Source organism: uncultured Veillonella sp. (assembly GCF_963543145.1).
In the GTDB taxonomy this organism is placed as follows: Bacteria; Bacillota; Negativicutes; order Veillonellales; family Veillonellaceae; genus Veillonella.
Map to the genome: position 1 here is coordinate 1 of NZ_CAUTZP010000011.1, position 12,358 is coordinate 12,358.

The window sequence follows — 12,358 nt, forward strand, 5'->3', positions numbered from 1 at the left end:
AGCTCTAATAAATCTATTGCGTCACTGACGACAGTAGTGGATAGTTGTTCAAACGTGACACGTATGTGTCGTGTTTGTAATTGCTCTGGGAAGTTTATAATTTTTAATTCGTCATCCTGGCTGATACGGTCGTAGTCAGAAGGGTTAACAAAGTTAAGTGGTACGACGCCGTGGTTAATTAGATTATTTTTATGAATACGTGCTAAGGATTTAGTGATGACTGCTTTTACACCTAAATACATGGGTGCAATGGCTGCGTGTTCACGGCTAGAACCTTGTCCATAGTTTTCGCCACCAACTATAAAGGATTTACCATATCGTTTGGCACGAGATACAACCTCTGGACTGCTGAGATAGATGGATGCATCTAGTGTGCCGCTGCGACCTTTAAAGTTGCGATTCGATGTGCGAAGGGATACACCATTAGTGCGAGGTGCTTGGACGATCCCTACGCAAGGACCGCAACCACATTCCAAAATACGAGCCCCTGCATCGACTAATGTTGAAATAATGCCATCTCGTAATGCCATGGAGAAGATTTGTCGACTACCGGTGGCTACTACAAGGCTCACATCAGGATGGACTGTATGGTCTTTTAAAATAGCCGCCGCCTTAGCTAGGTCTGTGTAAGATGCATTTGTACAACTGCCGATAAACACTTGGTCGAACCATTGCCTGCACGAGATAGGTAAAGACCATATTTTTTAGCAATAGACTGTAAATAAACGTGATCATCAGGATTTTTATTGTCAGCATATAGTAAATTGTGATCTACATAGCTGACGGATAATTCGGTTTTAACACGAGGTATGTTCATTGTTTCAAAGGCTAAGTATGCCTGTGTGCCTGTCACGTCATGTGTTAGTATTAGTATTAGTATTACTATTACTATTAGTACCAGTATTAGGCTATAGTGCTTTTGGTAGTTCTTTTTCTAGTACTTTTGTCGTTAGTTTGCTAATTAGAGGGATAACAACAATAAAATATCTAATGATTTTTCTGTATTCATACTATCATTTGTTATGTAATGATGATAATATTTGTTAATGATAAGGTAATAAGGTTTTGTTATAAGGTGTTTTTATGGATATCAAGGATATAAAATATATTAGTACTATCGTTGAGATGGCATCGTTTTCAAAGGCGTCTAAAAAATTATATATTTCTCAGCCCGCGTTGAGTCAAAGTATTCGTCGTATCGAAGCAGAGTTAGGTGTTCCTATGTTTGCTCGTGATCGCACTAAGGTTGTGCCGACGGCAGCAGCGTTACAAATTGCAAAAGAGGGAATGCCTTTGGTTCAAAAGGTAGAGGCCCTAACGCAGTCTATCATCAACCAAGGCACTGATGTGGCATATCATGTGCGGATTGGTTTGTCTCAGTTTTATGGTCATCATATGTTGGGGAAAACATTAAAGAGTTTTCAACAAATTGAACCGTCTTGGGAGTTCCATGTGGTAGAAGGGGAGTCTCATTTCTTAGAGCAACAAATTTGTGATGGTTTAGTTGATGTAGGCCTGTTCCCGACACCTATTTATTCTCAAGCTCTTGAAAGCTATCCCGTACTTGATGAGCAAATTTTACTAGCTATTAGCGCAAATAATAAGAAAGCCATTGCCGTTGCAGATTCTCTCATGACACCTGATGGCATTCGAGAAATTGCACCGTTTGGACCATTTCCATTCATTTTATTGCGAGAGGGATTAAAGCTACGGTCTTTGGTAAATCGATTATGCCAAGCGGAGTCCTTCGTGCCAAAAGCTGTTATTGGTTCTGAAAACTTAGATACCTGCCGCTCTTTAGTAGAAGATGATTATGGTATTACTTTCTTGCCTAGCACACTCAATAGGAAAGGCGATGATGATAAAGTTAAATTCTATCCTTTAGCATCAAAACTTTGTTTCCGTCAATTAGTTCTTGTAGCAAGATCAGATAGAGCGAAGCGATTCCATTTGCCGGAAGTAGCAAATATTATGCAAAAATTCTTATAAATTATACAGATGGAATATTGGAGTATTTAGTACTAGAAGTAAATACTAATTCGGATTTATAAATATATACATAAAGTATTATATAGATAGATATATATATAGTATTATATAGATAAAAGAGTCTAATTCCTTAAAAATAACGAATTAGACTCTTTTGCTTTATGAAGAGAAACTGAAGATATCGAATTTGATAAATATGGTAAAATACAGGGTTTTTAGATACAAATGAGTCAAAAAATTCTCAAAAAATAATTGACAAATGTCCTGTCAGAAAATATACTTAAAGTATCTTAAAACATATTCAGAAGATAGGATTTAAAACCCACAAGTATGGTGGAGTTAAACAAGTGAATAAAAGTAGAATATGTTTTCTTGTTGTTGACGGTTGGCCTATGTAGGCCCCTAGGAGGTTTAAAATGAATAAAGATGTGGAAAATAAAAACACCCATGACCACAACCATGGCGAACACCATCATGACCATGACCATTGCCATTGTGGCGGTCATCATCACCATCACGATCACGACCATGATCATCATGACCACGATCATGAACATGGTCACGACCATAGTCATGGCAAAGCGCTACCAACGGATAAATGGGTGCCACACACTCATGAACCAGGGGTACCGCATGAACATGGCGTAAACGACTACATGAAAGCCGTTGCGGAATACCGTAAAACATGGCCTACAAAACAAGATGTAATTGAACAAACACCAGATCCTGCTGTGCGTGAAATGATTCTTCGCATGGAGCAAATCGGTTGTGATACAGTATTTGACCGTTTTGATAAACAACAACCACAATGTACATTCGGTATTGCAGGTGTATGTTGCCGTATTTGTTTCATGGGTCCATGTAAAATTACACCTAAGAGCCCTCGTGGCGTCTGCGGTGCAGATGCTGACCTTATCGTAGCTCGTAATATGACACGTGCTGCTGCAGGTGGTTTGACTCAACATGGTGCGCATGCTCGTGAAATCTTGATTTCTTTGAAAGCTGCTGCTAATGACCAATTGGATATTCCAATTTTAGGGGAAGAAAAAATCCGTACTGTATGTAAGGCTTTCAACATCCCTGAAGAAGGTCGTTCCTTGAAAGAAGTGGCTAATGATTTAGCTGACGTATTGCTCGAAGATTTAAGCCGCGCATTGCCAGGTGAATATAAAACAATTACAGCTATGGCTCCTGCAGAGCGCCGTGAAGTGTGGAAAAACCTAGATATCTTGCCTGTTTCCGCGTACAATGAAGCATTTGATGCATACCATCGTACATGCGTAGGTACAGATGGCGATTGGGAAAGCAACATGAAACAATTCTTGCGTTGTGGTCTTGCTTTCACATTCACAGGCGTAGTAGCTGCTGACATCGCAACAGACGCATTATTCGGTCTTGGTGGTCGTCGTACATCCAAAGTAAACATCGGTGCCTTGAAAAAAGGTTATGTTAATATCGCTGTTCATGGGCATTTACCAACATTGGTTTCTCAAATTTGTAAGATTGGTGCGTCCGAAGAGTACTTAGAAAAAGCGAAAGCTATCGGTGCTAAAGGTATCCAATTCTACGGTATCTGCTGCTCTGGTTTGTCCAGCATGTACCGCTATGAAAACGTTATTCCATTGTGTAATGCTATCGGTGCTGAACTTGTACTTGGTACAGGCGCTCTTGATTGCTGGGTAGCTGACGTTCAAGACGTTTACCCTGCTATCATGGACGTAGCACGTTGCTTCAACACAAAAGTTATCACTACATCTGATGCAGCTCGTTTACCAGGTGCAGAACACATCGGTTACGATCATCACCACACTAATTTGGCTGAAACAAAAGAATTGGCGCGCAAAATCTTGGATCGTGCTCTTGAAGCTCATGAATTGCGTAAAGGTATGCCTGTATTCATTCCGCCATATGAAATCACTGCAGAGGTTGGTTTCTCTCCAGAATCCACTGTTAAACATTATGGTTCCTTCAAACCATTGGCAGAGGCTTTAAAATCTGGTAAAGTTCGTGGTATCGTTAACGTAGTAGGTTGTTCCAACCCTCGCGTTATCTACGAAAAAGCTACTGTAGATATCGTTGATACACTCATTAAAAATGGTTGTATCATCTTAACAAATGGTTGTGCATCCTTCCCATTGATGAAACTTGGTTACTGTAATACAGATGCTATTAAAAAATGTAGTCCTGCATTGCAAGAGTTCTTGGGCGATGATCAACCACCAGTATGGCATGTTGGCGAATGTGTAGATAATGCACGTTCTTCTGGTATCTTCGGTGGTATTGCGGCTGAATTAGGCTTAAATTTACCACAGTTGCCGTTTGCTATGTCTAGCCCTGAATGGTCCAATGAAAAAGGTATCGATGCATCCCTTGGCTTCCGCTTGATGGGTATTAACTCTTATCACTGCGTTGAGCCACCTACACAAGGCTCTGATGCTGTAACAAAATGGCTTAAAGAAGACACTAAAGACATCTTAGGTTCTGTTATGTATGTTAATACAGATCCTGCTAAAGTAGCTGAAAAAATCTTAGCAGATATTGATGCTAAACGTGCTGCTTTAGGCTGGGCTGAAGTAAAATAATAAAATTGTAAATCATACATAGTAGTTTGTCGTTATAAAACAACACCCTCAAAAGCTAGAGGAGATTATTTCCTAAAGCTTTTGAGGGTATTTTTGTGGATTATAGGGTAACATATGGGTTATAGGACAAAAGGGTTATAGGACAAAAGGGTTATAGGACAAAAAGTGTTGCTATTTCAGTCCCAAAGATTGGGAAGCTTGCGATTATAATTAGTTAGACAACGAAAAAAGGACTCCATAAGGAGTCCTTTTTTCATGTAAGGGGAGTGTTAGTATTAATATCAAATGAACCATGTATTTAAACAAGTAGTAGGTTTGGGGTTAGTAATACTTGTCGGGAGATAAATACACGTATAGTAACCAGGGAATTGTTACCTCTGTTTATCATTTGACATTGTTATTATAAAAATAATAAATGAGCTAAAAATGAAGATATTTAATAAATTGCTTTAAATTTCTTATATTTCTAAAAAACTTAATAATTAAGTTTAATTATTGTTGATAAATATGGGGTAATTTTGGTATTATATATAAAGGAGAAGTTGTATATTTTATAAAGGTTTGATGGTATTAAGCTTTTATAAAGTATACAGCTCTATAGCATGAGAGGAGCAGTCATATGAGTAAAATATTAACCATATTATCGCTTTTGTGGCTACTCAGTATCGGGGGGACTGCTAACGCAACGGACTGGTACTATGTTGGGCCAGATGCATCAGGAAACCAATTATTTATTGACAACGACAGCGTACAAAAGAGTGACTATGATGCGCTTTTGTGGCTGCGAGTTAATGAACTGGGTGGCGACGAATTGCGATATAAAGTGTATATCAGTAGATATAATCGAACCATGGAAACATTGAAGGTAGATGCGTACATGGCAGACGGGACGCCGTATGAAAATGTAGAATTTAATGAAAACCCTGAGCCTATTGAGGGCAATACGAATGGCCAAGCCATTTACAATTTATTATGGCATTAAAAGAACCATCTAGCACAGCAAACTAGATGGTTCTTTTTGTGTGTAAAATATTTATAAATCCTTAGGAATATTTTTTATATACTACATCCTCAAAAAGTAGAGAATGGTATATACATGAAGTTCATTAGACTTGAGCCGTATTACGTTGTAGTTCTAAGTCTTGAATCATTTGGAGATCGTCCTTAGGAGAGCGACCGCCTGTTGTTAAGTAGCCACCAACCATGATGCCGTTAAGGCCACCTTTTAAAGCATAAGCCTGTAAGTCGCGTAGATTTACTTCACGGCCGCCAGCGGTACGAATCAATGCATTTGGCAAGATGAAACGGAATACGGCGAAGGTGCGTAAGATATCTAGTGGACGTAAAGCTTTGTTGTTTTCAAACGGAGTACCTTTAACAGGGTTCAAAATGTTTAATGGCACGGAGTCAATATGTAAACGTTTAAGCTCGAACGCCATTTCTACGCGTTGTTCTAATGTTTCGTTGAGACCGAGGATGCCGCCAGAGCAAACGCGAATGCCTGCTTTTTGTGCATTATCGATGGTAAACATTTTATCTTCGTAGGAATGTGTTGTACAAATATCTGGGAAGTGGCTAGGTGCAGTTTCGATATTGGAGTGGTATCGAGTTACACCGACTTCTTTCAATTTGATCGCTTGTTCGTAAGTTAACAAACCGAGAGAACAGCAGATTTCAAGGCCGATTTCGTTTTTGATACGGTCTAATACATGAATGATTTGGTTGAATTCATCTGGGTTATTAGTATTACGACCACTCGTTACGATGGAAAAACGAATAGCGCCTGCTTCTTTAGCTTTACGTGCTGCTTGGAGAATGCTTTCTTCATCCATGAAAGGATACTCTTGAACGCCTGTGTTGTGGTGTGCGGATTGAGCACAGAATTTACAGTTTTCAGGGCATTTGCCAGATCGTGCATTTACAATGGCGCATACATCCACAGAGTTGTCATTGAAATGCTGGCGAATTTTATCAGCCATAGCAAGTAAAATCATAGTGTCATCGTCTGAAGTGTGAATCAGCTCGATTGCTTCTTCCTTAGTGATTTCACCGCCGTTCATAATACGATTTGCGATAGTAAGGATTTTTTCGTATGTACCCACTTGGGATGGTTGTTGATCTGTAGGCAAAGCCATAATAGCCTCCAAAAATTGTTAACTTAATAAAAACATAAAATATTGACAATTTGATTGTAAACGTTTGAATATAAATTGTCAACCTGTTGGATTTAGTGGTTAACATAATTGAATAAAAATTTACTAACTATCTATTACATGAAAAAACTATGTGATTATCCTATAATTTATATTTATTAATGTTTAAGAGAAGTTTATTTTAACTATGTGTTTTTGTCCCTAATTGATAGCTATTTTTAACTTATCTTTAACGTTTTGTAGTATAATAGACTATTGTAATTACTATATATAACTATAATAAAAGTACTAATACAAGGAGTGGATATAGATGCAGCCATTTCGATTTATACACTGTGGTGACCTGCATTTAGGGGCACCCTTTCAATATGCTACAGGTATTAGCCGCGCCATTGATCGCGCCGTGAGCGAAGCTACCTACGTAGCCTTTGATACAATCATTAACACTGCTATCGATGAGCATGTTCATGCGGTCGTCATAGCTGGTGATATTTATAATAGCGAAGACCATAATTTAGAGGCCCAAGTGCGTTTTGTGCGCGGTATGTATCGTTTGGCAGAACATCGCATTGCAGTCTATATGGTGCAAGGAAATCATGATCCTGCTGAAAGCTGGAAGGCGCAGTTGCAGATGCCAGATAATGTACATGTATTTTCTAGTGAGCAAGTACAACGTTTTCCGTTAATTGTTAACAATATTGAAATCGGTGGCGTTTATGGTATCAGTTGTGGTCATGGTAATGAAAGCGAGAATTACGCTCGTCAATATCGTGCTTTTGAACGAGATGAGTTTTCTTTGGCCGTCATGCATGGCACGGTAGGTTCTAGTGTAGGTGCCGAAAATCACAACGTGACTGGTCCCTGTAATTTGACGGATTTAGCTGAGGCTGCAATGGATTATTGGGCCTTAGGACATATTCATAAATCCCAAATTCTTAGTGAGGAGCCTCTCGTTGTATATGCGGGCAATCCGCAAGGTTTACATCGTAAAGAGCTTGGTCCTAAAGGTTGTTATTTAGTTTCCGTATCTCATAATGGTCATTGTGAACTGAGATTTATTGAAACTAGTGCCATTCGCTTTGAGGAAATCAAAATCGATATTGCTGGTATGCAAAATGAAGCTGATTTCTTAGAGATTTTACGCCATAAAAAAGAGAATTTACGTAAACAGCACAAGAAAAATATTTTGCTATCCATTGTTCTCAGTGGTACTGGCCCGCTACATCGGCTATGTACACAAGAGGGCGTGCGTAATTTGTGGCTTCAAGAGTCGCAAAGTGAAGAAAAAAGTAAATCTGTATTTGTAATGCCTTATCGCATTATCTCCAATACGCGCCCTACCGTTAATTTAGCGGAGCGCCGTTTATTATCCGATGTAGTAGGCGACTATTTGCGTGCTTACGACGATATGGTGGAAGGGAATGCTGTACAGACGGCACGACAAATCTTGGCGGATCGCCCTGAATTTAAACGGTTAGGCGTATATGCAGATGTATTGAGCGATGAATTAATAATGCGTGCTTTGAAACGTTGTGAAATAGAAGGTGTTACTGTATTGATGGGGGCTAATGATGAACATTAAACGCATACGATTTGATGAATTTGGCCCGTATCGTGATTGGTCTTTTACAACGGGTAACAATGGGGTTCAGCTCATATATGGCCCTAATGAAAGCGGTAAAACATCGCTGCTTGAAGGGATGCGCACCTTATTATTTGGGGGCACGCATAAGGCCTATGGGCCTATGACTGGCGCTCTCGATGTGGAACGCAATGGTGAAAGCTACTATATTGGCCGTAAAGGTAAACAACTAGATTTTTATAAACCAGGAAATCCTGCTATCCATGAAGAGCCTGCTCAGTATTGGTGGCATGGCATTGATAAAAAGACATATAATCGCATCTTTGCATTGACCTTAGAAGACTTGCAAGGCCTTGATGTATTGCAAGAGGTAGAGGTTCGGTCTCGTTTCTTTGGTGCTGAAGGGGGAGAGCACTTAGGCTCTGTCGTTAAGGATGTGGAAAAAGGGGCAACCAATTTGCTGGTAGCATCCTCAAATGGCAAACGTCGTATTAATGTATTGATGGATGAGCTGAAGGAAAATCGCCAGAAGCTAAGTCAATTGGCAGAACACGAAGCACAATACGTGGAATTGCAGAAAGCCTTTCACAGTACGGAACAAACGGAAGCTGAACTACAAGGTCAGTTGCAAGAGTGGAAGGAATACCGTGATGGCGTAGATGTCGTATTGCGCGCATGGGATACGTATCGCCGCAGTGAAGAGGCGCGTATGCACATGCAGCAGTACAACAGTGAACTCGCCTTGAGCCGTGATGAGTTCCTTACTATCGACGAAGACATCAAACGAGCTCGTGACAATATGCAATTATGGCAAGAAAAGGAAGCGGCGTTAATGCCAGCTAACTTTAGCCCAGATAGCCCGTTTGGTACTTATGGTCAAGATATTGAGGCTCTCATTCAACAAGGTGCTAAGTGGGAACAATTACGCCGTGAGTGCGAAGAAGGCGATGCATATATCCATAAGGTGAGAGAGCAATTAGAATTCTCTCGCAAGATGTATTCCGCATGGCGTGATGATGAACCTATGGCTGAGGATGTTAACTGGTTTGAAGGTGAACGCTTAGCTAGTCGTCTGCGCACTGCTAAAGACCAATTGTTGCATTGGCAAGACCGTAAGCCTGCAGAGGTTTCTGATGATTTACCAACAGCTAACCTGGAGGGAGCATCTTTGCCAAATTATAGCGAAGAAGAGTTGGCGAAAAAAGAACATCTTGAACGTGAGTTAGAGTTGATCTTAATGGATATAGATCGAGTGACTACAAAACGAGATAGTTATGGTCCAGCTGCGCAACCGACGAATTTACCAAAATGGTTACAACGCATTAGTGGCATAGGTGCCGTTATTAGCGTATTGCTTGTGTTAGCAGGATTATTAGTTCTTGAATCTGTGCTCTATACGATAGGCGGTTTCATCCTATTGATTCTGTCTATGGCGTTATTCTGGTATGCTACGTGGAGAGCCCATAATGGTAACTCCGATGTATCTAAATTAAACTATGAGTTACAAATCTTATCATCTCGTAAATCCGATGTAGAACATCAGTTAGAGGCTTTGATTAAGGCGGCTACGCCAGTTATAAGCCCTGTACCATCGTTAGCAGGGGCTGCTCATCTCGATCGTTGGATTCAAGAAGGCCATACATTACAAGGTATTTATGATGAAGCCCTTGCAGCTTGGCAGAATTGGTTGCCTCAAGGGGCTGCGAAGAGCCTCACAGAAAATGATTTCTTCGGCCTCAAGCAAGAATATGATCAATACCATGAACAGTTGCGGACTATTGAAGGTTACGAGAAGCGTTTAGCAGAGCATAAAGAGGGGTTACGCGTTATCGAAGACCAAGCGATGACCTTGTGGTATAACCTTGGTGTAGAGGCGCCTGTATCTCCCACTGAGCTTAAACGCATTTATAATCAATATAAAAACTTCCAACAAAATAAAATCGTATGGGAACAAAAGGAAGCACAACGCAAAAGCTTCCGCAACGAATACGATAACTGGCACCGCAAAGAAAAAGAGTTGTTACTTCGTCAACAAGAACTATTGCATAAAGCTGGTATGGAAAGCTCCAATGAGTATCGCCAACATCTTATCGACGAAGACCAATATAAGCAATGGCAGACCATTTATAAGCAAAGTCAAGTTCAGTTAGATTTATTAGCACCTGATGCGGAGAATAAAGACTTGTTCTATCGTCGTTTGCGAGAAGGTAATAAAGATAATTGGCTCGATGAACTGGCTCATTCCGAACGGGAGATGGCATCTATTGAAGATAAATTAGCTACCTTGTACGAGCGTCGTGGTCAAATTGTGGAGGCTATGCGCACTCTTGGATCTGACCAAGAGCAACATCAAATGTTGCAAGAGCGCGAAGCTCTTCAGAGTGAATTAGAGGATGCCTTGGAAGACTGGGCTACACAAGTTTTGATGAGCCACTGCATGGATAAAGCACAACAATCTTACGAGCAAGAAAAACAACCTCACATGCTTGAACTGGCATCCTCTTATATAGAACGTTTAACTGGTGGTATCTATACCTTTGATATCCTCGGTATCAACGAAGGGGTTGCTCTTGTTAACGGTAATGGTGAGCGATTAGAGCTTAAGTTCTGGTCTAGCGGCTTAGCTGACCAAGTGTACTTAGCGTTGCGCTTGGCATTGGCAAAGGTGTTCTCCTACCAAGTCGAGTCCTTGCCGATTATCTTAGACGATATTCTTGTGCGTTTTGACGAAAACCGTCAACGTAGTGCGTTGGAACTATTGGCGGAAATTGGTAAGAGCCAACAAATCTGGTTATTTACATGCCAACGTACTGTATATGATATGGCTCAATCTATTACTGGTATTGATCGGCATAGATTAAGTCGCAGTTAATTAAAATCCCTGTGGAGGCTCTTAGCTTTCACAGGGAATAATAAAGAATAAAATCATGTAAGCGGTTGTAACTAAAGTAACTGTTTTAGTTATGTAACTGTGTTAGTATACATTTAGAAAGAAAGGGGTTGAGTACTTGAATACAGCATATTTGGACATGATCCAAGGGAAGAACCCTGGTGTGACGCCTGTGTGGTATATGCGACAAGCTGGTCGTAGTCAAGCGGAATACCGCAAAATTAAGGAAAAATATACGCTCTTTGAAATTACAAAAGAGCCTGAATTATGTGCTCGCGTTACGGAGTTACCTGTTAAGGAATACGGCGTTGATGCGGCCATCCTTTACAAGGACATCATGAGCCCTATGGTGGCGATGAATGTAAATGTAGAATTGAAAGCTGGCGTAGGACCTGTCTTTAGCACGCCTATTCGATCCATGGCCGATGTAGATAGATTAGAAGCCTTTGATCCTACAAAGGTGGATTATATTGCAAAGACGATTACGTTGTTAACATCTGGCATGCTCGACGTACCGCTCATTGGGTTCTGTGGTGCGCCGTTTACGATTGCGTCCTACCTCATCGAAGGGGGCCCGACGAAGAACTATAATAAAACTCGGGGCATGCTCATCGGTGCGCCTGACGTGTGGAATGCGTTGATGACAAAATTGGCTGACATGTCTATTGCTTACTTGTCCATGCAAGCCGAGGCAGGTGCTAATGCGCTACAAATCTTCGATTCTTGGGTAGGGGCTGTGAATGCGGATCAATACAAACAAGGGATTTACCCTCATATGGAACGTATTATCAAGACGGTAAAAGCAAAATACCCTCATTTACCGATGGCTATGAATGGTGTTGGTACAGATCATTTAGTATCTATTTGGTCTCATTTGCCACTCGACGTTATCGCGCTAGATTGGCGTAGCTCCATCGTTATGGCTAACGAGCGTGGCGTAACACAAACGGTACAAGGCAACCTTGATCCGGCGTACTTATTCGGAGATGAAAAAACATTGGCCCGCGAAGTGGACCGTATCTTGCTCGAAGGTATTCGTTATGGTCGTCATATCTTCAATTTAGGGCATGGTGTATTCCCAGAGGCAGATCCTCAAAAGCTCCATTGGTTAACGGACTATGTCCATGAACGTAGTCGTGAGCTGTGGGCTCAAGAGGGTTAA

8 protein-coding genes are annotated in these 12,358 nt (G+C 40.7%); 6 read left to right on the forward strand and 2 right to left on the reverse strand.

Annotated features, from left to right (window positions below; genetic code table 11):
- Positions 1–659, reverse strand: a 659-nt coding sequence (locus tag RWZ05_RS06005; RefSeq protein WP_314642931.1) for an aconitase family protein, incomplete at its 3' end; no start/stop codon positions are given.
- A 424-nt stretch (positions 660–1,083) separates the two neighbouring features.
- Here RWZ05_RS06005 and RWZ05_RS06010 point away from each other — a divergent pair.
- The 3 genes from RWZ05_RS06010 to RWZ05_RS06020 all read left to right on the forward strand — a co-directional run bounded on the left by RWZ05_RS06010 (position 1,084) and on the right by RWZ05_RS06020 (position 5,553).
- Positions 1,084–1,989 (forward strand): LysR family transcriptional regulator, encoded by a 906-nt coding sequence (locus RWZ05_RS06010; RefSeq protein WP_314642932.1) that lies wholly within the window; start codon positions 1,084–1,086, stop codon positions 1,987–1,989.
- A gap of 416 nt (positions 1,990–2,405) precedes the next feature.
- A complete protein-coding gene (cooS, locus tag RWZ05_RS06015; RefSeq protein WP_314642934.1) occupies positions 2,406–4,571 on the forward strand; it encodes an anaerobic carbon-monoxide dehydrogenase catalytic subunit in 2,166 nt (721 codons plus the stop codon).
- Positions 4,572–5,190: 619 nt separating this feature from the next.
- Positions 5,191–5,553, forward strand: a complete 363-nt coding sequence (locus RWZ05_RS06020; protein WP_314642935.1) for a hypothetical protein — start codon at positions 5,191–5,193, stop codon at positions 5,551–5,553.
- Positions 5,554–5,677: 124 nt separating this feature from the next.
- On the opposite strand, the gene bioB is transcribed toward RWZ05_RS06020, so the two are convergent.
- Complete coding sequence (bioB, locus tag RWZ05_RS06025) at positions 5,678–6,706, reverse strand: biotin synthase BioB (protein ID WP_314642937.1); 1,029 nt, start codon at positions 6,704–6,706, stop codon at positions 5,678–5,680.
- Between the two features lie 328 nt (positions 6,707–7,034).
- Here bioB and RWZ05_RS06030 point away from each other — a divergent pair, with 328 nt between their 5' ends.
- From RWZ05_RS06030 to hemE, 3 genes are all read left to right on the forward strand, one after another.
- Complete coding sequence (locus tag RWZ05_RS06030; RefSeq protein ID WP_314642939.1) at positions 7,035–8,306, forward strand: DNA repair exonuclease; 1,272 nt, start codon at positions 7,035–7,037, stop codon at positions 8,304–8,306.
- A complete protein-coding gene (locus tag RWZ05_RS06035; protein ID WP_314643000.1) occupies positions 8,296–11,178 on the forward strand; it encodes an AAA family ATPase in 2,883 nt (960 codons plus the stop codon). The genes RWZ05_RS06030 and RWZ05_RS06035 overlap by 11 nt, the downstream gene beginning before the upstream one ends.
- A gap of 136 nt (positions 11,179–11,314) precedes the next feature.
- Entirely contained in the window at positions 11,315–12,358 is a 1,044-nt protein-coding gene (gene hemE, locus RWZ05_RS06040) for a uroporphyrinogen decarboxylase (protein WP_314642940.1), read from the forward strand.

Excerpts from the sequence above, each read along its gene's own strand:
- RWZ05_RS06010 (WP_314642932.1), top strand. The coding sequence starts at position 1,084 with ATGGATATCAAGGATATAAAATATATTAGTACTATCGTTGAGATGGCA.
- cooS (WP_314642934.1), top strand. The coding sequence starts at position 2,406 with ATGAATAAAGATGTGGAAAATAAAAACACCCATGACCACAACCATGGC.
- RWZ05_RS06020 (WP_314642935.1), top strand. The coding sequence starts at position 5,191 with ATGAGTAAAATATTAACCATATTATCGCTTTTGTGGCTACTCAGTATC.
- bioB (WP_314642937.1), bottom strand. The coding sequence starts at position 6,706 with ATGGCTTTGCCTACAGATCAACAACCATCCCAAGTGGGTACATACGAA.
- RWZ05_RS06030 (WP_314642939.1), top strand. The coding sequence starts at position 7,035 with ATGCAGCCATTTCGATTTATACACTGTGGTGACCTGCATTTAGGGGCA.
- RWZ05_RS06035 (WP_314643000.1), top strand. The coding sequence starts at position 8,296 with ATGAACATTAAACGCATACGATTTGATGAATTTGGCCCGTATCGTGAT.